Genomic DNA, 23,311 nt, shown 5'->3' on the forward strand with positions numbered 1-23,311 from the left:
GATCAACATAAGTCGGTTCAGCCCGAATTTTTAGATGCGCGGACGATAGCGCCTGGATTTTGTATCGCCGGGGCGCGAGGTGGCCGCCAACGCTCTAACGGCAGGCGGCCCGGACCGCATCGGCGATCCGCGCGACCAGCGGATCGGCCTCATGCTCGGGCTTGCGTGCCCGCACCAGGCAAGCCTGCGATTTCAGCATTACGCCGTCCGACAAAATCTTCAGGTGATTGGCCCTCAGCGTCGAGCCGGTGGAGGTGATATCGACGATGATATCGGCAGAGCCGGCGGCGGGCGCGCCTTCGGTGGCACCCAGGCTCTCGACGATCCGGTAGAGCTGGATGCCATGGGTGGCGGAGAAAAATTGCTGCGTCAGCCGCCAGTATTTCGTGGCGATCGCCAGGCGGCGCCCATGACGGGCGCGGAAATCGGCGGCGACATCGCCGAGATCGGCCATGGTATCGACATCGAGCCAGATTTCCGGCACGGCGACGACGACATCGGCATGGCCGAAGCCGAGCCTTGCGCAGAATTCGACGCGGCTATCGGCCTCCGACAGGCCTTCGCGGATCAGGTCCTCGCCGGTAACGCCGAAATCGATTGCGCCGGTGCCGATCTCGCGGGAGATTTCGGACGCCGACAGGAAGGCGATCTCGACGCCGTCAAGCCCTTCGATACGACCGCGATAGGAGCGTTCGTTGCCGACGGCGATGATCTTCAGGCCGGCTCTTTCGAAGATTGCCGAGGCGTCCTCCTTCATCCGGCCCTTGGAGGGTAGCGCCAGAGTGATGGTCATTGGGCGGCCTCCCCGTTTTGCGGTGCCAGCGCTTGGTCGATCCGATCGAGCCAGAGCGCGAAACCGACGGCGGGAATGCGTTGGCGGGCGCCGAGCAGCGTCATCAGCCGGTCGAAGCGGCCACCACCGGCCAGCACGTCCAGCGAACCGTCGATACCGATCTCGAAGACCAGCCCGGTATAATAGTCGAGCGGCCGGCCGAAGGCGGCGCGATAGGTGATCGGCGCGGGATCGACGCCGGCGCGGCCAAGCGCCTCGACCCGGGCCTCGAAGCGCTGCAGGGCACCATCGAGCGCAAGCCCTGCCTTTTCCGCAAAGGCGAACAGAGCGGCGGGGGCGGCGGCCAGGGAAAGATCCAGCGACAGGAAATCGCGCAAAATGCCAAGGGTCGCTCCATCGAGCGCCGTCTTTTCGAGCGCCCGCTTTTCCTTCAGCCGCTCGGCGATTTCCTTCGGGCTGCGGCTGGCATTGGTGGAATAGCCGGTCGCCTCCATGGTCTCGTCGAGATGGGCGACCAGCGTCGCCTCGTCGCCGCTCACCAGCAGGGCCTCGATCTCGGGGCTGAGCCCGGTCACCGGCTGCGGTCGCGACAGCCGGGTCAAAAGGGTTTCGATGCGGGCCGGATTGCCAAAAGCATGGATCAGCCGCTTCTGCCAGCCGGCCGGCAGGCCGCAGGCGGAAATCACCGCCTCGAACACCGACTGATCGCCGAGCGTGACCCTGAGCGACCGGCCTGGAAGATGGGCGGACAGGATGGCGATGGCGTCACTGAGCGCGCGCGCATCGGCGCTTGCGACATCCGTTTCCCCCAGATCCTCGATGCCCGCCTGATAGAATTCGCTTGCCCCCTGGCGGCGCTGGCGAAAAACCTGCCCGAGATAGGAATAGCGCTGCGGCGTGCCGGAGGCGGTCTCTATATGGCGCAGGCAGACGGGAATGGTGAATTCCGGCCGCAGGCAGAGGCTTTTTCCGGTCTCGCTCTCGGTCATGAAGATGCGACGGCGCAGATCTTCGCCGGCCATGTCGAGAAAGGGCTCGGCCGGCTGGATCACCGGCGTATCGACCCGCACCGTCCCCAACCGCTCGAAATCGGCCAGCAGATCGGCGGCAAAGGGGGGAAGGTCGATCAGGGGCATGGGCTGAAAACTCTGAGTTTCGGGCGGGCATACCCCCCTCTGTCACTGCGTGACATCTCCCCCTCAAGGGGGGAGATGAGTCCAGTCACTTGAAGGCGGTTTCTGCCCAGAATGCCCCTCATCCGCCCTGTCGGGCACCTTCTCCCCGTCATGACGGGGAGAAGGGAGAAGCTGCACATTCCGTCGTCCCCTCTCCCCGCCTGCGGGAAGAGGGCTAGGGTGAGGGGCAATCTTACGTTCGGAAAGGAGGCGGTCGCCATCTTCACACTCAAACGTCCCTACCCGCCCGCGCCCGATCCTCGGCCTGCTCCGCCAGTATCTCGCGCACCTTGGCGACGAGGTCGGCCTCCGGCACGGAGACCTGGGCCACGCGGGCTTCGCGCCAGGCGGCATTGTCCTCGATCTCGCCGGAGAGGCGCTTGCCCTCGATCAAATCCTTGATCTGGATCTCGCCCGCCTCGCGTTCGCTCGACCCCTGGATGATCGCCAGCGGCGCACCACGACGGTCGGCATATTTCAGCTGGTCGCCAAAATTCTTCTTGTTGCCCTGGTACATTTCGGCGCGGATGCCGGCATGGCGCAGCGCTTGCGTGAACTGCTGGTACTTGCCGAGACTTGTCGTGTCGCGGTCCATGACGCAGACGACGACGGGCGCCACCACCTCTTCCGTGCCGAGCTTGCCGAGATTCTTCAAAGCGGTCATCAGCCGCGAGACGCCGATGGAAAAGCCGGTCGCCGGCACCGGCTGGCCCATGAAGCGCGACACGAGACCATCATACCGCCCGCCGCCGCCGACCGAGCCGAACACGACTTTTTCGCCTTTTTCATTGGTGACGGGGAACTGGAGTTCGGCTTCGAAGACGGGGCCGGTGTAGTATTCGAGGCCGCGGACGACGGAGGGGTCGATCTTGATGCGGTCGGGGCCATAGCCGGCGGCCACGAACAGCTTGTGCATTGAGTCAAGTTCTTCGTAACCTGCTCTGGCAACTGCCTGATCGAGAAACTTTGAACCAAGTGCAAGCAGGTCGGTATACTCCGTGCTTTTCACCCAATTTAAAACGACACCGATATCGTCGTCAGAAAGCCCTGCACCCTTGGTGAAATCGCCGCTCTCATCTTTGCGACCAGGTCCCAACAGCAAGCCAACCCCTTGAACACCAAACTTGTCCAGCTTGTCGATGGCCCTGAGCACCGTCAGCCGCCGTCCGGCATTTCCCTCCCCGCCAAGCCCGATCGCCTCTAGCACTCCATCCAGCACCTTGCGGTTGTTCACCCGGATCACGTAATCGCCGCGTGCGATGCCGAGGGCTTCCATCGTGTCGGCCATCATCATGCACATTTCGGCGTCGGCCTGGACACCTGCCGCACCAACCGTGTCGGCGTCGAACTGCATGAACTGGCGGAAGCGGCCGGGGCCGGGCTTTTCGTTGCGGAAGACATAGCCGGCGCGGTAGGTGCGGTAGGGAAGCTGGATCTCGTTGAAATTCTCCGCGACATGGCGGGCAAGCGGCGCGGTCAGGTCGTAGCGCGCGCTCATCCATTGCTCGTCGTCGTCCTGCAGCGAGAAGACGCCCTCGTTCGGGCGGTCGCTGTCGGGCAGGAATTTTCCGAGCGCATCGGTATATTCGAACAGCGGCGTCTCCACCGGGTCGAAGCCGTAGCGTTCGTAGACTTCACGGATCTTCGCGGTCATCTCGTCGACGGCGCGGATATCGGCGGCGGAGCGATCGACGAAACCGCGCGGCAGGCGGGCTTTCAGCTTCTGTGGCTTGGTCTTCTTGTCGCTCATGGGAGGCCTGTACTTTCAGCGTCGATCGGTCGATGGTATCGGCGCTTTCCCTATCCGATCGAGGCCAAGGCGGCAAGTCTCGCAACCCGTAACGCCGGCGAAAGCCCTTGCTCCACCAGCCGTTCGGCATCGGTCGCGCCCGGCTCGGATCTGGAAGTGAAGGCCTATCGGCGTAAATGAGTCTCCGATCTCGCACCCGACGCCGGTTCCAGCATGGTTTCATGCACCGATTTTTCAATTTTTCCGCGTAGCGTGCTTTTGTCCGGGGCGCGTCGGAACAAATGGTCGGTCCTTCCATTTCGCAGGCGTGGCGCCGGGGCGTGGCCTTTGGGGGCAAGTTCCAGTTTGCCCGGACCACACATGTCGCAGGAAAGCGAGAGACGGCATGCTGCAATTCATGAAGCCTGGCTTCGGCACGATCCTGCCCGAGGACGGGCGCGCCCATGAGGAATGGGTGGAGGCGCTGATGCGGCAGGACTATGTCATCGAAACCTGGCACTGCGACCTATCGACGGGGCTGTTTTCTGTGGGCGAAGCGGCAAAAGCCCGGCACGGCCTCAGCGACCGCCTCTGCGGGCTCCTGGATATTATCCGCGGCTACCATCCCGACCAGCACCAGACGGTGCTGAACATTCTCGAACAGGCGACGGCGGCGGCCTCTTCCTTCTGTTTTTGCGCAAGCCTTGAGGACGCAGACGGCGACGCCATCCCGGTGTTCTGCGTGGGAACCTCGCGGATCGACCAGGCGGCGGGACGCATGCAGGGCGTCTTTGCCTTCATGCCCGTCGAGGATTGAGGCTGGCCGAGGCAAGGGACAGCGAGCACCTTTTATTTCGTCCGGCGGGTGCCTATCTTGCCGACATGCGCATCGCCATGCTTGCCCTTGCCCTTTTCTGTGCCCTGATCAGCGGCTGGTCGGCGACGCTTGCGCAGATACGCCATCTCGACGCTGCACCGGCCGCGTATCATGAAAGCCTCTCGCACTCGCCTCATTCCAAGCTGACAGCGAGCCATGATTGCCGAACGGCGGACGACGGCTGCGATCAACGCGTGAACGGCGTGCATCCGCTGCTCTGCGCCGCCTGTTACGCCGTTCTTCTGGAATCGGTCGATCTCGACCGCCTGGAACTTGCCACGGCGCCTGTTCTTCCCTCGCCACAAAGACCCTTGCTCGCAAGGACGCTCAAGCCGCATTTTCCTCCTCCCCGCTCCCTGCCGATGCATTCCTGACCGCGAACACACCCTCAAAATAGACATTCATCGATGAAAGGGAGCAGATATGTCTCCGAAAACAATCATGGCCGGCATGGTGCTGGCATTTGCGCTTGCCGGTCCCGCAGCCGCACAGGATGCCGACCACGGGGCGATGGACCACGGTTCCATGGACCATGGCGCCATGGACAAGACGATGGAGCCCAAGGGCGATAACGGCCCGTCGAGCAAGGCTTTCGCCGCGGCAAACTCCAAGATGCACAAGGGCATGGACATCACCTTCTCGGGCAATGCCGATCTCGATTTCGTGCGCGGCATGATCGCCCACCATCAAGGGGCGATCGACATGGCCAAGGTCGAGCTCGAGCACGGCAAGGACGCCGAACTGCGCAAACTGGCCGAGGAGATCATCGCCGCCCAGGAAGCGGAAATCGGCATGATGGAAGACTGGCTGGCCAAGAACGGCGGCTGATACAGATAGCCTATACCCGCAGACAGGACCCGCCGGATCAAACCGGCGGGTCTCTTCATGGCCTGACGAAGGCTTGCCGCATCGTCTCTATGCCATCGCGGCAGATGCAGCCTTCGATATGATCATTGACCAGGCCCATGGCCTGCATGAAGGCATAGACCGTTGTCGGGCCGACAAAGGTCCAGCCGCGTTTCTTCAGGTCTTTCGACAGCAGCGTCGAGGTTGGTGTCGTCGGATTGGCGGCGATCGCCTCGAAGGTCACCGTCTTTGGCCGTTCGTTACCGCCGGGCTCATGGCTCCAGAAATAGCGGGCAAGCGAGCCGAACTCGGCCTTCAGTTCCTGCGCCCGCTTCGCATTGTTGATGGTGGAGACGATCTTGCCGCGATGCCGGACGATGCCGGCATCCGCCAGGCAGCGCGCGATCTCCGGCTCGCCGAAATCTGCAACGACATCGAAATCGAATCCGGCGAAGGCGGCGCGGAAGGCTTCGCGCTTCCTGAGAATCGTCAGCCAGGAAAGGCCGGACTGGAACCCTTCGAGACAGATCTTTTCGAACAACCGGATATCGTCGGCCATCGGCCGGCCCCATTCCTCGTCGTGATAGCGCTGGTAATCCTCCAGATTGGCATGCCAGGCGCAGCGGTCGCGCCCGTCCGTACCGGTGATGATGCCCCTTGCCGTCACGCTTTTCTCCCCGATTTCCATCGCTTTACCATTTGCCAACCATAGTCCTAAAGCGGGCGATAACCCTACCCAAAGCTTTATCCGACCGAACGCCTTTTACCGGGCGAAGATTTACCTTTCGGTTGCCGCGCGGTGCCACGATTGGCCGATCGCGCCATTTGCATGGCGCTCACCGTCGCATCCGCCATCCGCCCGCCAATGGACGGCGGAGCGCCGAGTTATTCCCCGGCGAAAGGTAACGTAACGCCCATGCTGAAAAAATCCCTGATCCTTGCCACATCCCTGTTTTTTGCCGTCTCCAGCCTTGCGGAGGCGGGAGAACGTCGAAGCCGCCCGCCGGTGATCGTCAGCCCCGATCTGACCGCCCCCTGGCTCCTGCAACTCGGCGGCAAGGTCGAGCCCGTCATCTACCGGCAGCAGCAGCGCCGTAGCGCGGTGCAGGCGCCGGCCGCCACCCGAAAAAAACAATATCTTTTCCAGCCGCAGGTCCAGCGGTCCGGCGCAGCGCTCGCGCAGCCGGCTTCGGTGCCACGCGCCCGCAAGCCGGTGCAGACCCGGCTTGATCCGCAATTCCTGCCGCAAACGGTCGCCTACGATGGCGGCGAAAAACCCGGCACGATCGTCATCGACACCAATAGCCGCTTTCTCTACCTGGTGACCGGCAATGGCGAAGCGCGCCGCTACGGCGTCGGCGTCGGCAAGCCCGGCTTCGAATGGGCGGGCAACCACAAGGTGACCCGCAAGGCCGAATGGCCAAGCTGGACGCCGCCTTCGGAAATGATCGCCCGCGAAGCGGCCAAGGGACATTACCTGCCGGCCCGCATGGACGGCGGCGAGGCCAATCCGCTCGGCGCGCGCGCCATGTATCTCGGCTCGACGCTCTACCGCATCCACGGCACCAACGCCCCCTGGACCATCGGCTACGCGGTCTCCTCCGGCTGTATCCGGATGCGCAACGAGGATGTGGTCGATCTCTACGAGCGCGTCAAAGTCGGCACGCGGGTCGTCGTGATCTGACCTCGGTCGCCGCGCCTTAATGGGGCGCCGGCGTTGCCTTTCGGCAACAGCGGTTCCCGGGGTGACAGCTCCGGGGGCCGGATTTGCTCTATCCATGGCCCATCAGCCTTGCGTAAAACGTGATATGGAATAGCGTTTCGCATGCTTGGGACTGGAGAGGGATTTACCGATGACACATATTCTGAAAGGCATGGCCGCGCTCGCCTTTGCGGCCGCTGTCACGCTTGGCGCCACGAGCGCCTCTGCCTTCACGCCGGACCGGCCGGCGACGTCCGTATCGGATGTCACCCTGGCGGCCATGCCGGAGAAGAAGCCGGCAAAGAAATACTGGCGCACCAAGGTGCGGCTGCAGACCGATGAAGCTCCCGGCACCATCATCGTCGATACCAACAACCGCTATCTCTATTACATCGAAGGCCGCAACCGGGCGACGCGCTATGGTATCGGCGTCGGTCGCGAAGGTTTTGGCTGGTCGGGCGTGGTCAAGGTACAGCGCAAGGCGGAATGGCCGGGTTGGACGCCGCCGAAGGAAATGATCGCCCGCGAACGCAAGAAGGGCCATATCCTGCCGGCCTACCAGGAAGGCGGCATCGACAATCCGCTCGGCGCCCGCGCGCTCTATCTCTACAAGGGCCGCAACGATTCCGGCTTCCGCATCCACGGCACCAACCAGCCCTGGACGATCGGCCTCAATATGTCGTCCGGCTGTATCCGCATGATGAACAAGGATGTCGAGCACCTCTACAAGCGCGTCGATATCGGCACCAAGGTCATCGTCGTCGGCCCCGGCAACCGGCAGGGTGAGGTCTCCTATGACGACCGCGGCGTGGACATCCTGCGCACGATCTTCGGCGGCTGAGGACGGAACGGGCGGAGGGTTTCGCCCCCTCTGTCACTTCGTGACATCTCCCCCTCAAGGGGGGAGATTATTCTTTTTCCTTATGAAGGTCGGGGCTATTGGCGGCCTTGCCTTCGATAAGCCCAAGATTCTGCTCAGCCGACAGAGAGGGCGACTTTCCTCATTGTGCCATGCCAGCCGTTTCGAGCTCCTGCGGACACACGCCGCCATAGGCCCAGTCGAGCAGTTCGACCGTGTGCAGGATGGGGATGGCCGTGCCGGTGGCGATCTGGGTGATGCAGCCGATATTGCCGGTCGCGATGATCTCGGCCCTGGTCGCTTCGATATTCCCGACCTTGCGCGCCTTGAGCGTCGCTGAAATTTCCGGCTGGAGGATATTGTAGGTTCCGGCCGAACCGCAGCAGAGATGGCCTTCCGCCGGATCGCGGACGGTGAAGCCGGCATTCTTCAACAGAATTTTCGGCGCCAGCGTGATCTTCTGGCCATGCTGCATGGAGCAGGCGGAGTGATAGGCGACCGTCCTGTTCATCGCCTCGCGTCGCGGCAGATCGAGGCCCGCCAGATATTCGGTCACATCCTTTGCCAGCGCCGAAACGCGGGCGGCCTTCTCCGCATAGGCCGGATCGAGCCGCAGCATATGGCCGTAATCCTTGATGGTGGTGCCGCAGCCCGATGCGGTGATGATGATCGCATCCAGACCACCCTCGTCGGCGGCCCTTGTCCAGACATCGACATTGCGCCGGGCGGCCTCAAGCGCCTGTTCCTCCCGGCCCATATGATGGACGAGCGCGCCGCAGCAGCCCTCGCCCGCCGGCAGGACCACCTCGACGCCGAGCCGCGTCAAAAGCCGGACTGTCGCGGCATTGATTTCGGGCCTCAGCACCGGCTGGGCGCAGCCGGTCAAGAGCGCGACGCGGCCGCGCTTCGGCGCCGTCGCTGCATGGGTGCCAGGCATGAGCGCCGCAGAGCCGGGCGCAAGCCGTGCCGGCGCCAGGTCAAGCATGATGCCGAAGGTTTTGAGGAACGGCAGGCGCTTCATCAGCCCGGCAAGGGGCCGGCCGAGCCGTGCCGCCTTCAGGGCCAGCCGGAAGCGGCCCGGATAGGGCAGGACGGCCGCCAGCACGACGCGCGCCAGCCGGTCCTTCAACGGCCGCCTGTAGGTTTTCTCGATATGAACCCGAGCATGATCGACCAGATGCATGTAGTCGACGCCGGAGGGACAGGTGGTCACGCAGGCAAGGCAGGACAGGCAGCGGTCGATATGGGTGACCACTTCCTCATCCGCCGGCCGGCTGTTTTCCAGCATGTCCTTGATCAGGTAGATGCGTCCACGCGGGCTGTCGAGTTCGTTGCCGAGCGTCACATAGGTCGGACAGGTGGCGGTGCAAAAGCCGCAATGCACGCATTTGCGCAGGATGGATTCGGATTCGGCCACATGCGGATCGGCGAGCTGCTCGGGGGTGAAATTGGTCTGCATCAGATATGGGACTCCGAAGATTTGGAGGCATACCCCCCTCTGTCCCTCCGGGACATCTCCCCCTCAAGGGGGGAGATTGGCCGTGATCTCCGTGCCTCCCTTACGGGCGATGCGTCGAGGGAAAAGAATGATCTCCCCCCTTGAGGGGGAGATGTCCCGAAGGGACAGAGGGGGGTAAGGCACGGCAAACTCATGATCTCCATCACCCCATCTTCCCCGGATTGAAAATACCCTTCGGATCGAGCTTTTCCTTGATCCGCGCCGAGAGGCTCGCGATGCCCGGCGCCTCCGGTTCGAAAGCTGGCGTTGCAGCGCGCACGGCATCGGAGGCCCGTATCAGCGTCGCGTGGCCGCCGCCCAGGCCCTTGATGTAGCGCCGCAGCATATCGCCCTCGGCATCCGCCTCCATCCGTAGCCAGACGAGGCCGCCCTGCCAGTCGTAGAAGGCATCGACACCGGCCGCGAGCCTGAGGGCCGCGACCAGTTGATGGCCCATGGTCGGCGTGACCGAGACGCGCCACAGTGGCTTTTGCGTGCCGTCGGCATAGGGTTTTACGTCGCGGATGTCGCGCCAGAGCGTTTCCGTCGCCTTCCGGTCGAGCAGGGCGACAGGCGCCACCGCTGAGAAGGCCGACCGCAGTTTTTCGGCGCGCACCGACACCGAGGCCGCCAGGCCTTCGAGACGCAGCACCGTCGCGGCGCCCTCCGGGTGGCTGCTGCCGATGAAGCGGTAGCGCACGCTTTCCGTGAGATGCGCGGCGCCCGAGACCTCCACCGGCAGAGCCAGCGCATGCGCCATGGCACCCGCCGCCTGCGCATCGTCGAAGCCGAAGACGACGACCGTGGCAGAGGCCGGCGGCAGCGGCAGGACCTTGAAGGTCACCTCCGTCAAGATACCCAATGTTCCGTGCGAACCACAGAGCAGCTTGACCAGGTCGAGCCCGGTGACATTCTTCATAACCCGGCCGCCGGAGCGGATCACCTCGCCCATGCCGTTGACGAAACGGATGCCGAGGAGATGGTCGCGGGCGGCGCCGGCGGTCAGGCGGCGCGGGCCGGAGACATTGGCGGCAAAGACGCCGCCGATGGTCGGCTCGCCCGAGGTTCCCATGATGCCTCGATGATCGATCGGCTCGAAGGCCAGCATCTGGCGATTTTCCAAGAGAGCTGCCTCGATCTCGGCCATCGGCGTCCCCGCCTTCGCGCTCATGGTCATTTCCGCCGGATTATAGCTGGTGATGCCGGAGAGATTGCGCGTCGTCAGAGGCTGCTGTGCCGCGACGCGATTGCCGAAACCCGATCGCGTCGCGCCGCCCATGATCGCCAGCGCCGTTCCGGCTTCGGCAGCGGCCCTGACGATGTCGGCGATTTCCGCCTCGGTTTCCGGTTCGAAAGGACTGCTCATGCGGCCGGACGCCCTTCAAGCGGAAAGACCTTGGACGGGTTCATGATCCAATGCGGATCGAAGGCAGCGCGGACGGCCATCTGCTGGTTAAGATCGATCTGGCTGAACTGGTGCAGCATCAGGTCGCGCTTCTCGATGCCGACGCCGTGCTCGCCCGTCAGGCAGCCGCCGGCATCGACGCAGAGCCGCAGGATGTCGTTGCCGGCCGCTTCGGCGCGCGCCGCATCCTCCGGATCGTTGATATTGTAGAGGATGAGCGGATGCATATTGCCGTCGCCGGCGTGAAAGACATTGGCGACCCTCAACCCATAGCCCGCGACGATCTCGCCGGTCCTTTTCAAGACATGGGAGAGCTGGCTGAGCGGCACGGTACCATCCATGCAGATATAATCGGCAATGCGGCCAGTGGCGCCGAAGGCAGATTTCCGGCCTTTCCAGATCAGCGCCGCTTCCGTCGCCGACTGGCTTTCCCGGATCGTCGAAACGCCATGGCGGCCGGCGATCTCGATGATGCTTGCCAGCATCGCCTCCATCTCGGCCTCCGATCCCTCGACTTCGACGATCAGCAGCGCCTCGACATCCATCGGATAGCCGGCCTGTGCGAAGGCCTCGCAGATGGCGATCGCCGGCTTGTCCATGAATTCGATGGCGACGGGAATGATGCCGGAACCGATGACCTCGGCGACACAGGCGCCCGCTTCCTCCGAAGACGGAAATCCGAAAAGCACCGGGCGCGCGCCTTCCGGCCGCGCGATCAGCCGCACGGTCGCCTCTGTAACGATGCCGAGTTGGCCTTCCGAACCGCAGACAAGGCCGAGCAGGTCATAGCCGGCGGCATCCAGCGCCTTGCCGCCGAGATCGATCACCGTGCCGTCGAACAGCACCAGTTTCACACCGAGCAGATTGTTGGTGGTGACGCCGTATTTCAGGCAATGGGCGCCGCCGGAATTCATGCCGATATTGCCGCCGATGGTGCAGGCGAGCTGCGAGCTGGGATCCGGTGCATAGAAGAAGCCATTGGCCGAAACGGCTTCCGAGATATTGATGTTGGTGACCCCGGCCTGGACAATGGCCGCGCGGTTGGCAAGGTCGATATCGAGGATGCGCGACATTTTCGACAGGCCGATGACCACGGCATCCGCCTGCGGGATGGCACCGCCCGACAGCGAGGTCCCTGCCCCGCGCGGAACGACGGGAATGCCGTAGCGGCTGCAATATTTCAACACCGCCGCCACCTGCGCGGTGGTTTCAGGCAGGGCGACCGCCAGCGGCACCTGGCGATAGGCGATGAAGGCATCGGTCTCGAACGGCACCAGCCCGCGCTTCTCGCTGATCAGGCAGCCGGGCGGCAAAAGATCCGCCAGATCCTCGACGATCGCATCCCGGCGCGCGAGTACGGATCGTTTCGGCTCCTGAAAGGCGATCGTCTCGGGCAATTCGGCCTCCCGGCTCGTTCACAGGGCCCAGGCCGGGCACAGACTGGGCGCAATTGGTATTTTTTCTTTACCACTATCACCTCGACCCGGCAAATGATAATCAGCTTTTCCGTTTGTGCAACAATGGTCAGGATTGATGACAAATCTGGGCGATCTTGAGGTCTTTTCGCGCGTTGTCTCCACCGGCAGCATGTCGGCAGCCGGCCGGGCGCTGGGATTTTCGCCCGCCGTCATCTCCAAGCGCATCAAGCGGCTGGAAGACCGGCTGGGCACGCGGCTTCTCCAGCGCACGACGAGGCAGATTTCACTCACCGAAGCCGGCCAGGGATTTTACGATCGCGTGCTTGGGGTGCTCGCCGGCATCGAGGAGGCAGAGGCCTTTGCCTCCGGCCGCTCGGGTCAGCCGCAGGGTACGCTGAGGATCACGGCACCCACCTCCTTCGGGCGCATGCATGTGGCGCCGCATCTGGCGCGGTTCATCGAGACCCATGCGGACCTCGTCGTCAATATCGTTCTCTCCGACGAATTCAGCGACATCGTGGCTGATGGCTTCGACCTCGCGATCCGCATCGGCGAATTGAGCGATTCGACGCTGGTGGCGCGCAAGCTGGTGCCGGTGCGCCGCATCCTCTGCGCCTCGCCGGCCTATCTGGCCGAGCGAGGAAGGCCGTCGACCGTCGGCGATCTTGCCGATCACATCTGCCTTCGCCAGCACAATCACGACATCTGGAAGCTGGAAGGGCCGGAAGGCGTGCTCAGCTACAGGCCGCAGGGACGGTTGATCACCAATTCGTCGGAAGTGGTGCGCGAAGCGGTGCTGTCGGGTGCCGGCATTGCGCTGCGCTCGACCTGGGATGTCGGTGGCGACCTCAAATCCGGCAGGCTGGTCCAGGTGCTGCCGGCCTGGGAGGGATCGCGCAATATCTTCGTGTCCGCCCTTTATCCGAGCCGCCAGTTCCTGCCCGCCAAGGTGCGCCTGTTCATCGACTATCTCGCGGGCATCTACGGGCCGGAGCCCTATTGGGAGCGATAGACCTCCGGCGGGACCAGGTCCCACAGGCCATATCGGCGTGGATATTCCTTCCGCAGGCCGGCGACAAAATCGCCATGTGGCATCAGCCCCTCATTGTCGCCCGGGCGGGCTGCCAGCGCGGCGAGTTTCATCAGATAGCCGACAGCATAATCATAGGCCTGCGAAATCCCGCGGGTGACGATATGGACGGCGAGAGCGCGGTAGAGAACGGTCGCCGCCGCCGGATAGTCGTCCTCCAGCGCCTCGGCGGCCGGCAGGAGAATTTCGTAGTCCTCCCCGTGCCAGTTCCCCTGCCTTTCGACGATGTAACGGGCGGCAAGATCGAGCTTAGGCCATTCAAGATAGAAGCGCAGCGCCGCATGGGGATTGCTCTCGCGCTCGACATGGGCGAAGGCCCTGTCGAGCGCCTCGAACTCCTCGAAATCGCCGGCCTTGGCGATGTATTCCTTGAGCATCCCGACATCGAGCCGCTGTTCGAAAGCTTTCCAGCGTAGCGCCTGAGAGCCGGTGCGGTCCTTCAGTCCATCAAGGATGGCTGCCTCCAGCCGCTGCCGGTCGGGTGGCGCCTTCAACTCGCCGGAGAGCATATCGGCCCGGCGGAAAAAGCCGAGGCGGTCCTTGCGCGGCGTGCGCACCCAGACCAGCGCCTCGGCATGCCGGCCGCCGGCAAAAAGCTTTTCGGCCAGGATGACCGGTTCGCGCAGCGCTTCCGGCAAGGCGTCCTCGATCGCCACATGCACGTCGAGATCGCCCAGCGCATCGCCGATCGCCCGGCGCACATGCACGATGGCAGGTAGAAAGGGCGTTGCCGCCGGTATCGTCATGGATGCGGCAAGCTGCCCGTCCCAAACCTTCAGCACCTCCGGCGACAGCGCCGCGGCAATCCGCACGGCAAGTAGCGTCTTGAAGCCGTGATAATCCGTGCCCTTGAGGCCGGGTGCGACGAGCGCCGGGATTTCCGCCTGATGGGCCGCCGGCACCGCCTGCGCCAATTGCCCGGCGGCCCAGCAGGCCTGTCCGTAGATGCCGGCGATGCGCCCGCTGGAATCGTTGACGCGCTCGGCGATGCCCTCATAACCGAGCACGAAGCGGATCAGCCTTTCCAGCGCCATGAGGGGATCGACCGCGCCGAATTCCTTGATGATGCTCGCCGAAATGCTCTCGAGATCGTTGCCGAAGGCCCGTTCCTTCTGCCAGCGGATGCGCGTTCGGGATTTTTCCAGCGCCGCCAGGCGGTTGTCGATCAGTTTTGCGACGCCCGCAGCACCACCGAGACCGGCCAGCGCCGCGTTCAGCCGCTTCTTGAAGGACGGATTGAGGGCGGCCTCGTCGAGCACGATGCCGATCAGCCGGTCGGCGCCAAGGGCGGTCAGTCCGTCCCTGTCGAGTTTTGCTTTTCGTGTGGTCCTTGCCGTCTTCGCCATGATGCCTTGCAGCCGGGTAAGTCTCGGATATCGCGCAAGGTTTAAACGCTTTTGCCGTCCTCGTCTGCATGATGTTTGCGAATGGAGCGGACGATCAGCCAGAGGGTGAGCACCGCCACAGGCACGAAAAGCCCGGTCAGCACGCTCGATTTGACCGGCAGGCCCTCGCTTTCCAATGCCTTGGCGAGATAGCCGAACAGGCCGACGACATAATAGGAAATGGCGGCGACCGACAGGCCCTCGACCGTTTGCTGCAGGCGAAGCTGCAGCTTGGCGCGCCGGTCCATGGAATTGAGAAGCGCGCCGTTTTGCCGTTCCAGTTCGACATCGACCCAGCTTCTCAGCAGCGCCGTGGCGCGGGTAAGCTTGCGCGACAGGTTGGCCTGGCGCTCCTCGACCGACTGGCAAGTCCGCATCGCCGGCGCCAGGCGCCGTTCGAGGAAGGAACCGAGCGTTTCGTAGCCGGGCACGCCTGTCTCCGCCAGCGAGCGGATGCGCTCCTGGACGATGCCGTAATAGGCGCGGCTGGCGCCGAACCGGTAGAGGCTGAGCGCCGCGCCGGCTTCAAGTTCTGCGGCCAGCAGGGTGATCTCGGCCAGCATCTCGTCGGCCTTTTCGCGGACATTGCCGCGCATCTCCTGGGTGACGCCGGTCAGCCCGTCCTCGATCCGGCGGATATCCGGCGACAGCGACTGGGCGAGCGGCAGGCCGACCATGGCCAGCGTCCGGTAGGTCTCTATATCGAGCAGCCGCTGGACCAGCGCGCCGGTTCCGGCCTGCGTCATGCCGCGATCGATCACCAGGATTTGCGTCAGGCCATCGCCGTTCTGTCGGAAATCGGTCAACACTACGGCCTGGCCATCCTTGATCTCGCTGTAGCAGAGGCTGGTCGGATCGAAGGCGCTGATCGCCCCCCGCGTTTCTTCCGTATCCGGCCGGATTTCGAGACGGATGCCGGAAATCAGGCTGCCGGGCGGCGAAAACCCGTCACCGAAGGGATGCGTCGTCACTTCGCCGCCGAAGCGATCGGGAATGACGCCGTCCCAGAAATAGGTGGAGAACTCCGTGTGCCGCTCCCAGCGCAGGCTGCCCTGCCCGAAGGACAAGGCATGGTGGTTGGCCTCGCGGCTAGGCGGCGAAACACCGCGGGCCCGCGACAGTTCGGACAGGACCGCATGATCCACGGTCGAGCCGCCATCCGTCATGAAAGCCAGCTGGAAGATGACGCGCGGCGAGGTCACCAGCGCATAGGGGCGCGCATGGATTTCGCCGAGCGCCTGGGCGCGCGCTGGCGCTAGCGGAAATGCGAAACTGCGTTTGGCCATGTCCATTCCCCCATCCATCAGAAGCTTCTTATCAACAGGGCGATGAAAAGGAAAAGGACGCATTGACGCAGCAGCCGGTATTTCCACCCATTGCGAAGTGGCAAAAGAAATTGACCACTTTCACGCGGATAGCTAGATTGCCGGCAAGGAGAGATGCAGTGACAGACGACAGCCTCGATGCCTTTGCGCGCATCCCTCATAGCCGGACATCGGGCGAAATCGTCCAGCAGATCGAGCTTCTGATCCTGGAAGGCGTGTTGCGGGACAGCGAACGACTGCCGAGCGAGCGCGACCTGTCGCGTCGGTTCGACGTGTCGCGACCGATCCTGCGCGAGGCGCTGAAGGAACTGGAAGCCCGCGGGCTGCTCGTCAGCCATCATGGCGGCGGCACCTTCGTGGCGGATGTCATCGGACAGATATTCTCCAAACCGGTCATCGAACTGATCGCCCGACATCAGAAGGCGACGCAGGACTACCTCGAATATCGCCGCGAACTGGAAGGCATGACCGCTGAACTGGCGGCGCGCCGGGCCACGCGTTTCGACAAGGACATGCTGACCCGCATCATGGAAGAGATGCGCGCCGCCCATCTTACCGGCGCGGCCGAAGCGGGGTTGAAGGCGGACGTGGATCTGCACAATGCGATCGGCGAATGCGCGCATAATATCATCCTTCTCCATACGCTGCGGGCCTGCTACCGGCTTTTGAGCGGTGGCATCTTTTTCAATCGCGAAGTGCTGTTCGCCGCTCCCGGCGCCGGCGACAGGCTGCTTGCCCAGCACGAGGCAATCTACGAGGCGATCATGGCCGGCGCGCCGGAACAAGCCCGACTGGCGGCACACGCGCATATCGATTTCATCGTCACCGCGACGCGCGATGCGGAACGATCGGGCGAATGGGCGCGGATTTCCAGGCTGCGGATGCAGCAGCGCGAGCGCCATTCCCCACCGTCCACGGCTGTGCTCGCCACCGGCGACGAGACCAAGGCGGGACCGGCCTGACCGTTGCGCCACGCCCCCGCCGCAAAGGCGCGCTAAAAGGGCGTGATCGGCATATTCGAGCGATGCGATCGGCCTAGATTGACCATCATGCATCGCGTCGCGGCCCTTACCTCGGCGGCGCCGTGCTCCTATATGTGCTTCACAAAATCTGCACGTTTACAGGCTGCGTGAAGCGGGCATAGTCAGATGTCACGCGGCAGCCGGGTGATTCTCTTTTCGAAAGGACGTTTTGACTTTGAATATCCTGAACCGTATCGCGACCGATATCCGCCTGATGTTCCGCCGCCCGGTGAGAATGCAGTGCGCGGCGCTGTGCTACCGGTTCAAGAAGAGCGGAGCGCCCGAAATGCTGCTGATCACCAGCCGCGACACCGGCCGCTGGGTCATTCCGAAGGGCTGGCCGATGGAGGGCAAGCTCTGCCATGAGGCGGCTGCACGCGAAGCTTACGAGGAAGCCGGCGTCAAGGGCGAAGCCGGGGCCGCCCGGATCGGCACCTATCTCTACGACAAGGGCTTGCGCCACGGACTGAAGGTCCAGTGCATGGTCCAGGTCTATCCGCTGCTGGTCATGGACATGCTGAAGGATTTCCCGGAGAAGGGCAGCCGCAGGATCGAATGGGTGACCTTCCGAGAAGGCGCTGGGCGCGTGGCCGAGCCGATGCTCCGCGACCTGATCCTCGATTTCGAGCGAGGCCTGCAGGGCGCCACCAGCGCGGCGGCATCTTCCTCCGAAATATCCACGAAACCGGTGGTCGGATAGCGCGGCGCAAGACCTGTCCGGCATTCTGCGCCGGATGGCTACCGGTCATGGCCGGACATGAATGGAGAACAGTCGGTGGCAAAACCGCGCCCGCACCTGGAAAAACCGACGCTCGACAAATATCTCGACCGCATCACGCTTACCGAGGAGGCTTCGCATCATGTCATGAAGCCCTGGGCGGGCGTGGGCCTCGGCTTCCTGTTCGTGATCCTCAGCATGATCTTCGCCTCGGCCTATGTGTCGGCGCAGCCTGGCTATCTGATCATCATCGCGGCGGCCGCCATTGCTGGCTACATGGCGATGAATATCGGCGCCAACGACGTGACCAACAATGTCGGCGCCGCCGTCGGCTCCAAGGCGATCACCATGACGACGGCGCTGATCATCGCCGCGATCTTCGAGATCGCCGGGGCGATGCTTGCCGGCGGCCGGGTGGTCTCGACGATCGAGGCGGGCATTGTCGATGCCGCTCAGATGCCGTCCGGCCAGGCCTTCGTCTGGGTGATGATGGCGGCGCTGATCTCGGCGGCGGTGTGGATCAATGTCGCCACCTGGTCGGGCGCGCCGATCTCCACCACCCATTCGATCGTCGGCGGCATTCTCGGTTCCGGCGTCGCGGCCGCGGGCTTTTCCTCGGTGCGCTGGACGGAACTGGCCGGCATCACGGCAAGCTGGATGGTCTCGCCGATCCTCGGCGGCATCATCGCAGCGCTGTTCCTCGCCTTCATCAAGACCTTCATCATCTATCGCAGCGACAAGATCCGCGCCGCGATCTTCTGGACGCCGATCCTGATTTCGGTGATGGTCGGCGCCTTCGCGAGCTATCTCGCCTTGATCGGCGTGGAAAAGGTGATCCATTTCTCCGAAGCCACCGGCCTGCTTATCGGCCTTGCTGCGGCAGTCATAACCCTGCCCCTGGCGCGGCCTCTCATTGCCGCGCAGGCGCGCGGGCTCGACAACCGCAACCAGTCGCTGCGCATCCTGTTTCGCATGCCGCTCATCCTTTCGGCAGCGCTGCTGTCCTTCGCGCATGGCGCCAACGACGTCTCCAATGCCGTCGGCCCTCTCTCGGCGATCGTCGCCAATGTCGATGGGCTGGCCATCCTGAAGACGACCTATGTACCACTTTGGGTGATGCTGATCGGCGCATTCGGCATTTCCTGCGGCCTGCTTCTGTTCGGGCCGAGGCTGATCCGGGTTGTCGGCGAGGAGATCACCAAGCTCAACCCGATGCGCGCCTTCTGCGTTGCACTAGCAACGGCGATAACGGTGATCCTCGCCTCGGCGCTCGGCATGCCGATCAGCACGACGCACACCGCGGTCGGCGCGGTTTTCGGCATCGGCTTCTTTCGCGAATGGTACACGCGCAATTCCAAGCGGCGGCTTGCCTATGTGCGCGAGAAGACCGGCCAGACGGATTTCGAGCGACGCGTCCGCCATAGCCCGGACGAGCAGCAGCGACGGCGGCTGGTTCGCCGCTCGCATTTCATGACGATCATCGCCGCCTGGATCATCACCGTGCCCATTTCGGCGCTGCTTTCCGCCGCCCTCTACTGGGTTCTTTCGACACTTTTCATCTGAGGAAACATCGATGCGCGCCAATTTCCGCATGCAGCGGCTTTTCATCGAGGCGCCACTTTCGGCAGGCGCCGTTTACGAGGCATCGAAGGAGCAGTTCAACTATCTGGTCAATGTGCTGCGGTTCGAGGCGGGTGATGCGGTGCTGGTCTTCAACGGCCGCGATGGCGAATGGCGGGCGGAGCTTTCCTTTCCGACGCGGAAACGCCTTTTCCTGACAGCCATCGAACAGACCCGGCCGCAACCGGCGCCCTGCGATCTCCACTATCTGTTTGCGCCCTTGAAGGTTGGAAGGCTCGACTATCTTGTGCAAAAGGCCGTGGAAATGGGCGCTGGGCTGCTGCAGCCGGTGATGACCCAGCATGTCCAGGGCAGGATCGGCAATCTCGACCGCGTGCGAGCGAATGTCATCGAGGCGGCCGAACAATGCGGCGTGCTCGGCATCCCCGAAGTGACGGAGCCGCAGCGGCTGGAGGACCTGCTTGCCGACTGGCCGAAAGACCGGCGCATCATCTTCTGCGACGAAGGCGATGCCGGCCAGAATCCCCTACCGGTTCTGTCTTCAATCAAAGAGAGGAAACTGGCGCTGCTGATCGGCCCCGAGGGTGGATTTTCCGAGAGCGAACAGGATTTGCTGCGCAGCCTCGATTTCGTGACCGCCATCCCGCTTGGGCCGCGCATCCTGCGGGCGGATACGGCGGCCGTGGCGGCCATGGCGGTGATACAGGCGGCGATCGGCGATTGGCGCTGACGCGTGTGGCAATTTCGCGCCGGCAAGGTGTTGAAAATTTGATCCGGCCTTGAAACAATTTCACTTGCACCACACCTGAAAGCGGTTCAATCACCCTCCCGATGGCTGCCGTCCGGCAGTTGCGCCCGTTGATAAGAAGACGCCCATGGCCAGAGATACCACCGACCAGACGCCGGTCACCTCGCTTGCTGACCTGACCGAGTATCTGGCTCAGGGCAACAAGCCGAAGGACCGGTTCCGCATCGGCACCGAGCATGAGAAATTCGCCTTCTTCAAAGCCGACAACAGCCCGGTTCCCTATTTCGGCGAGGCCAGCATCTCGGCGCTTCTGAACGGCATGGCGCAAAAGAGCGGCTGGGAACCGATCATCGATGCCGGCAATATCATCGGCCTTGCCGAAAGCTCGGGAAAGGGCGCGATCTCGCTTGAGCCCGGCGGCCAGTTCGAACTGTCCGGGGCACCGCTGGAAACCCTGCACGAGACCTGCAGGGAATCCAACCGGCATCTGGCCGATCTGCGCGAGGTTGCCGAACCGCTCGGCATCCGTTTCCTCGGCATCGGCGGCAGTCCGAAATGGACGCTGGCGGAAACCCCGCGCATGCCGAAATCCCGCTACGACATCATGAGCCGCTACATGCCGAAGGTTGGCAGCCAGGGTCTCGACATGATGTACCGGACCTGCACGATCCAGGTGAATCTCGACTTCTCCTCCGAAGAGGACATGCGCCGCAAGATGCAGGTTTCGCTGAAACTGCAGCCGCTCTCGACCGCGCTCTTTGCAAGCTCGCCCTTTACCGACGGCAAGCCGAACGGCCTTCTTTCCTGGCGCGGCGACATCTGGCGCGACACCGACAACCAGCGTGCCGGCGTGCTGGCTTCCGTCTTCAATGCCGATTTCGGTTTCGAGGACTATGTCAAATGGGCGCTCGACGTGCCGATGTATTTCGTCGTGCGCGACGGCCATTACCATGACTGCACGCATGTGACCTTCCGCCAGTTCATGAACGGCGCCCTGAAAGGCGAAATCGCCGACTGGGAACCCAATATGGGCGACTGGACCAATCATCTGTCGACGCTGTTTCCCGATGTGCGGCTGAAGCGGTTCCTGGAAATGCGTGGCGCCGACGGCGGCCCGTGGCGGCGCATCTGTGCGCTGCCGGCCTTCTGGGTCGGCCTGCTCTATGACGACGCGGCACTGGACGCAGCCGAGGACCTGACCCGCTCCTGGACGCGCGAGGAGGTCCTTGCGATGCGCAATGCGGTGCCGGCCGAGGGACTTTCGGCCAGCCATAGGGGCGTGCCGCTGTTCGATCTCGCCCGTGAAGTGCTGTCGATTTCCCGCCTTGGGCTAAAGAACCGCAACCGGCTGAATGGCGACGAGGTCGACGAAAGCATCTTCCTGGCGCCGCTCGACGAAGTGCTGGCCAAGAAGGCGACGCTGGCCGAGGATCTCCTGTCTCTCTACAACGGCCGCTGGAACGGCTCGGTCGAGCCTGTCTTCACCGACTACCAATATTGACGCCCCCTGCACGTTCCGCAGATGTGACATCGCGCAGAAAGCGGTTTGCTCCCGGCTTTTCCCGGTTATAGTGCAACGACATGCGTCGTTCACCTGTAAAAGGGACTGGCGCCTGCAGGGAGGAAATGGGAGATGTTACCGCTTTTCGACATGATGATGCAGGCGCAGAACGGCAAGGCCATGGAGGTGATGGCCAAGCAGTTCGGCGTCGCGCAGGAACAAATGGCCAAGGCGACGGCTGCCCTGATGCCGGCCTTTTCCACGGCCCTGAAAAACAGCGCCGCCAATCCCTATGATTTCGGCTCTGTCCTCACCGCCCTGTCGAGCGGCAGCCATGTCCAGTATTTCGAGGACATGCAGAAGGCCTTTACGCCGCAGGGCATGGCCGATGGAAACGGCATTCTCGGCCAGCTTTTCGGCTCCAAGGAGATGTCGCGGGCGATCGCCGAGCAGGCCGCCCAGATGACCGGGATCGGCCAGGACATTTACAAGCAGATGCTGCCGGTGATGGCGAGCGCGATCATGGGCGGACTGTTCAAGCAGGCGTTCGGCCAGATGGGTGGCCGGATGGTGGGATCGACGGGAGGCATGCCGAACAGCTTTGCCAATACGCCGATGGAAGCAATGATGAAGCCATGGCTGGAAGCATCAGGGTTTGCCAGGAAGACCGAGCCAACTGCCAATCCGTTCGACAATGCCTTTACCCAGGGCATGCAGGGCTTTTTCGGCATAGGCAAGCCGGCTGAAAAGCAGCAGGCGGCACCCGACATGTTTGCCGCCAACCCTTTCGTCAAGGCATTCCAGGACATGATGAGCAGCGGCACCGCCTCCGGTGCTTCGTCCCAAGCCCAGCAGAAGGACCCGATGGCGGCTTTCAGCGAAATGTTCGGCACGATGTTCGACAGCGGACTGGAGGCGCAGAAGGACTACCAGAAGCGCATCGACGCGCTGTTCGAAACCTATCGGAAGAACACCACGGCCTGAGGATGCCGGGAAAGCTTATGCTGGCGGCCGAAAAGAAAAAGCCCGATGCCAGTCTTGGGGACCAGGCACCGGGCAAGCAGCAGGGCATATTGGCTCTAACCCTGCGGGGAACGGTAACGCACAGAGGCGGCTGCGCGTCCCTGTCGCGCGGCACGTCGTTGAACATGCGCAGCGCGACAAAACTTCAATTGCTGCCTTTCTCCGAACCGGCTGGGCCGGCGCGATAAAACAGCGGAGGCGCGCGTCAACCGGAGCGCGCGCTCCGGTAGTAATTGTTCGCCCGGTTGCGTGCCGCCTGCGTCAGGTGGGAACCGGGATTTTCGAGAAAGGGCGAGGTCAGCGCGTCCCGCACGTCTTCACGGCGAAGGCCGATGTCGAGCAGTTGATGATCATCGAGATCCTGCAGGCTGCCGATCGCGCTTCGGTTTCGCATAAGGCGCCAGACCGTTTTGAGCGCGCCCGCAAATCCCGTCTGACGGGCAGCGGCAGGCCGCATCCCGGCAAGCGTGATATCGAGGGTGCATTCGGTCGTGCGCATGATCCTGTTCCTTCGTAAACTGGCGGGCGGAGGGCCGCGGGCCGTTAAATTGCGTCAGGCGTTGTCCTGTCGGAATGGCCAGCCAAGGCGAGCCCCGTCTCCACGGGGAGGTCGGCG

Annotated in this window: 23 protein-coding genes; 13 read left to right on the plus strand and 10 right to left on the minus strand. The window is 63.3% G+C overall.

Annotation, left to right across the window (positions count from 1 at the left end):
• Window positions 1–94: 94 nt before the first annotated feature.
• From hisG to hisS, 3 genes are all read right to left on the minus strand, one after another.
• Window positions 95–793, minus strand: coding sequence for an ATP phosphoribosyltransferase (gene hisG / locus ASD31_RS10960; protein ID WP_056332822.1), 699 nt, complete (start codon window positions 791–793; stop codon window positions 95–97).
• Entirely contained in the window at window positions 790–1,929 is a 1,140-nt protein-coding gene (locus tag ASD31_RS10965; protein ID WP_056332825.1) for an ATP phosphoribosyltransferase regulatory subunit, read from the minus strand. Before ASD31_RS10965 ends, hisG begins: the two co-directional genes overlap by 4 nt.
• Before the next feature lie 268 nt (window positions 1,930–2,197).
• The gene (gene hisS, locus ASD31_RS10970; protein ID WP_056332827.1) at window positions 2,198–3,718 is read right to left on the minus strand and encodes a histidine--tRNA ligase; all 1,521 of its coding nucleotides are present in this window, start codon (window positions 3,716–3,718) and stop codon (window positions 2,198–2,200) included.
• Between the two features lie 385 nt (window positions 3,719–4,103).
• On the opposite strand from hisS, the gene ASD31_RS10975 reads away from it, so the two are divergent.
• The 3 genes from ASD31_RS10975 (at window position 4,104) to ASD31_RS10985 (ending at window position 5,402) form a co-directional block, all read left to right on the plus strand.
• The gene (locus tag ASD31_RS10975) at window positions 4,104–4,514 is read left to right on the plus strand and encodes a hypothetical protein (RefSeq protein WP_056332829.1); all 411 of its coding nucleotides are present in this window, start codon (window positions 4,104–4,106) and stop codon (window positions 4,512–4,514) included.
• 65 nt (window positions 4,515–4,579) lie between these two features.
• Window positions 4,580–4,948: a hypothetical protein gene (locus tag ASD31_RS10980; protein WP_156392587.1), complete on the plus strand. Its 369-nt coding sequence runs from the start codon at window positions 4,580–4,582 to the stop codon at window positions 4,946–4,948.
• A 49-nt stretch (window positions 4,949–4,997) separates the two neighbouring features.
• A complete protein-coding gene (locus ASD31_RS10985) occupies window positions 4,998–5,402 on the plus strand; it encodes a DUF305 domain-containing protein (RefSeq protein WP_056332835.1) in 405 nt (134 codons plus the stop codon).
• A 55-nt stretch (window positions 5,403–5,457) separates the two neighbouring features.
• Here the strand turns inward: ASD31_RS10985 and ASD31_RS10990 are convergent, their stop codons facing one another.
• Complete coding sequence (locus ASD31_RS10990; protein ID WP_056333245.1) at window positions 5,458–6,087, minus strand: DNA-3-methyladenine glycosylase I; 630 nt, start codon at window positions 6,085–6,087, stop codon at window positions 5,458–5,460.
• Between the two features lie 249 nt (window positions 6,088–6,336).
• Between ASD31_RS10990 and ASD31_RS10995 the strand changes: the two genes are divergently transcribed.
• Entirely contained in the window at window positions 6,337–7,104 is a 768-nt protein-coding gene (locus ASD31_RS10995; RefSeq protein ID WP_082520507.1) for a L,D-transpeptidase, read from the plus strand.
• A 169-nt stretch (window positions 7,105–7,273) separates the two neighbouring features.
• The gene (locus ASD31_RS11000) at window positions 7,274–7,963 is read left to right on the plus strand and encodes a L,D-transpeptidase (protein ID WP_056332838.1); all 690 of its coding nucleotides are present in this window, start codon (window positions 7,274–7,276) and stop codon (window positions 7,961–7,963) included.
• Between the two features lie 160 nt (window positions 7,964–8,123).
• Here ASD31_RS11000 and glcF read toward each other — a convergent pair whose 3' ends face one another.
• From glcF to ASD31_RS11015, 3 genes are all read right to left on the minus strand, one after another.
• Window positions 8,124–9,440, minus strand: coding sequence for a glycolate oxidase subunit GlcF (gene glcF / locus ASD31_RS11005; protein WP_056332842.1), 1,317 nt, complete (start codon window positions 9,438–9,440; stop codon window positions 8,124–8,126).
• A gap of 202 nt (window positions 9,441–9,642) precedes the next feature.
• Window positions 9,643–10,845 (minus strand): glycolate oxidase subunit GlcE, encoded by a 1,203-nt coding sequence (gene glcE, locus ASD31_RS11010; RefSeq protein WP_056332845.1) that lies wholly within the window; start codon window positions 10,843–10,845, stop codon window positions 9,643–9,645.
• On the minus strand, window positions 10,842–12,281 hold the full coding sequence (locus ASD31_RS11015) for an FAD-binding oxidoreductase (protein WP_056332848.1): 1,440 nt from the start codon (window positions 12,279–12,281) through the stop codon (window positions 10,842–10,844). Before ASD31_RS11015 ends, glcE begins: the two co-directional genes overlap by 4 nt.
• Before the next feature lie 136 nt (window positions 12,282–12,417).
• On the opposite strand from ASD31_RS11015, the gene ASD31_RS11020 reads away from it, so the two are divergent.
• The gene (locus ASD31_RS11020; protein ID WP_056332849.1) at window positions 12,418–13,314 is read left to right on the plus strand and encodes a LysR family transcriptional regulator; all 897 of its coding nucleotides are present in this window, start codon (window positions 12,418–12,420) and stop codon (window positions 13,312–13,314) included.
• Here the strand turns inward: ASD31_RS11020 and ASD31_RS11025 are convergent.
• Together ASD31_RS11025 and ASD31_RS11030 are read right to left on the minus strand one after the other, a co-directional pair.
• Complete coding sequence (locus ASD31_RS11025; RefSeq protein ID WP_056332852.1) at window positions 13,299–14,738, minus strand: DUF6880 family protein; 1,440 nt, start codon at window positions 14,736–14,738, stop codon at window positions 13,299–13,301. The genes ASD31_RS11020 and ASD31_RS11025 overlap by 16 nt on opposite strands.
• Window positions 14,739–14,779: 41 nt before the next feature.
• Window positions 14,780–16,063, minus strand: a complete 1,284-nt coding sequence (locus ASD31_RS11030; RefSeq protein WP_056333250.1) for a DUF3422 family protein — start codon at window positions 16,061–16,063, stop codon at window positions 14,780–14,782.
• Window positions 16,064–16,221: 158 nt separating this feature from the next.
• On the opposite strand from ASD31_RS11030, the gene ASD31_RS11035 reads away from it, so the two are divergent.
• The 7 genes from ASD31_RS11035 (at window position 16,222) to ASD31_RS11065 (ending at window position 22,883) form a co-directional block, all read left to right on the plus strand.
• Window positions 16,222–17,064, plus strand: coding sequence for an FCD domain-containing protein (locus ASD31_RS11035; protein ID WP_156392588.1), 843 nt, complete (start codon window positions 16,222–16,224; stop codon window positions 17,062–17,064).
• A 235-nt stretch (window positions 17,065–17,299) separates the two neighbouring features.
• Window positions 17,300–17,824 carry an NUDIX hydrolase gene (locus tag ASD31_RS11040; protein WP_056332855.1) on the plus strand — a complete coding sequence of 175 codons (525 nt, stop codon included), beginning with the start codon at window positions 17,300–17,302 and terminating at the stop codon, window positions 17,822–17,824.
• A gap of 75 nt (window positions 17,825–17,899) precedes the next feature.
• Window positions 17,900–19,405, plus strand: a complete 1,506-nt coding sequence (locus ASD31_RS11045; RefSeq protein WP_056332858.1) for an inorganic phosphate transporter — start codon at window positions 17,900–17,902, stop codon at window positions 19,403–19,405.
• A gap of 10 nt (window positions 19,406–19,415) precedes the next feature.
• Window positions 19,416–20,153, plus strand: coding sequence for a 16S rRNA (uracil(1498)-N(3))-methyltransferase (locus tag ASD31_RS11050; RefSeq protein WP_056332860.1), 738 nt, complete (start codon window positions 19,416–19,418; stop codon window positions 20,151–20,153).
• Between the two features lie 145 nt (window positions 20,154–20,298).
• Window positions 20,299–21,672, plus strand: coding sequence for a glutamate--cysteine ligase (locus ASD31_RS11055; protein ID WP_056332863.1), 1,374 nt, complete (start codon window positions 20,299–20,301; stop codon window positions 21,670–21,672).
• 132 nt (window positions 21,673–21,804) lie between these two features.
• Window positions 21,805–22,656 (plus strand): DUF937 domain-containing protein, encoded by an 852-nt coding sequence (locus ASD31_RS11060; RefSeq protein ID WP_056332866.1) that lies wholly within the window; start codon window positions 21,805–21,807, stop codon window positions 22,654–22,656.
• A 17-nt stretch (window positions 22,657–22,673) separates the two neighbouring features.
• Entirely contained in the window at window positions 22,674–22,883 is a 210-nt protein-coding gene (locus ASD31_RS11065) for a hypothetical protein (RefSeq protein WP_056332868.1), read from the plus strand.
• Window positions 22,884–22,900: 17 nt separating this feature from the next.
• Here the strand turns inward: ASD31_RS11065 and ASD31_RS11070 are convergent, their stop codons facing one another.
• Window positions 22,901–23,194: a DUF1127 domain-containing protein gene (locus tag ASD31_RS11070; RefSeq protein ID WP_056332871.1), complete on the minus strand. Its 294-nt coding sequence runs from the start codon at window positions 23,192–23,194 to the stop codon at window positions 22,901–22,903.
• Between the last annotated feature and the right edge of the window lie 117 nt (window positions 23,195–23,311).

The organism is Rhizobium sp. Root482 (genome assembly GCF_001426565.1).
GTDB lineage: Bacteria > Pseudomonadota > Alphaproteobacteria > Rhizobiales > Rhizobiaceae > Pararhizobium.

Coding starts and splice junctions, on each gene's coding strand:
- hisG (WP_056332822.1), bottom strand. CDS start 793: ATGACCATCACTCTGGCGCTACCCTCCAAGGGCCGGATGAAGGAGGAC.
- ASD31_RS10965 (WP_056332825.1), bottom strand. CDS start 1,929: ATGCCCCTGATCGACCTTCCCCCCTTTGCCGCCGATCTGCTGGCCGAT.
- hisS (WP_056332827.1), bottom strand. CDS start 3,718: ATGAGCGACAAGAAGACCAAGCCACAGAAGCTGAAAGCCCGCCTGCCG.
- ASD31_RS10975 (WP_056332829.1), top strand. CDS start 4,104: ATGCTGCAATTCATGAAGCCTGGCTTCGGCACGATCCTGCCCGAGGAC.
- ASD31_RS10980 (WP_156392587.1), top strand. CDS start 4,580: ATGCGCATCGCCATGCTTGCCCTTGCCCTTTTCTGTGCCCTGATCAGC.
- ASD31_RS10985 (WP_056332835.1), top strand. CDS start 4,998: ATGTCTCCGAAAACAATCATGGCCGGCATGGTGCTGGCATTTGCGCTT.
- ASD31_RS10995 (WP_082520507.1), top strand. CDS start 6,337: ATGCTGAAAAAATCCCTGATCCTTGCCACATCCCTGTTTTTTGCCGTC.
- ASD31_RS11000 (WP_056332838.1), top strand. CDS start 7,274: ATGACACATATTCTGAAAGGCATGGCCGCGCTCGCCTTTGCGGCCGCT.
- glcF (WP_056332842.1), bottom strand. CDS start 9,440: ATGCAGACCAATTTCACCCCCGAGCAGCTCGCCGATCCGCATGTGGCC.
- glcE (WP_056332845.1), bottom strand. CDS start 10,845: ATGAGCAGTCCTTTCGAACCGGAAACCGAGGCGGAAATCGCCGACATC.
- ASD31_RS11020 (WP_056332849.1), top strand. CDS start 12,418: ATGACAAATCTGGGCGATCTTGAGGTCTTTTCGCGCGTTGTCTCCACC.
- ASD31_RS11025 (WP_056332852.1), bottom strand. CDS start 14,738: ATGGCGAAGACGGCAAGGACCACACGAAAAGCAAAACTCGACAGGGAC.
- ASD31_RS11030 (WP_056333250.1), bottom strand. CDS start 16,063: ATGGCCAAACGCAGTTTCGCATTTCCGCTAGCGCCAGCGCGCGCCCAG.
- ASD31_RS11050 (WP_056332860.1), top strand. CDS start 19,416: ATGCGCGCCAATTTCCGCATGCAGCGGCTTTTCATCGAGGCGCCACTT.
- ASD31_RS11055 (WP_056332863.1), top strand. CDS start 20,299: ATGGCCAGAGATACCACCGACCAGACGCCGGTCACCTCGCTTGCTGAC.
- ASD31_RS11060 (WP_056332866.1), top strand. CDS start 21,805: ATGTTACCGCTTTTCGACATGATGATGCAGGCGCAGAACGGCAAGGCC.
- ASD31_RS11065 (WP_056332868.1), top strand. CDS start 22,674: ATGCTGGCGGCCGAAAAGAAAAAGCCCGATGCCAGTCTTGGGGACCAG.
- ASD31_RS11070 (WP_056332871.1), bottom strand. CDS start 23,194: ATGCGCACGACCGAATGCACCCTCGATATCACGCTTGCCGGGATGCGG.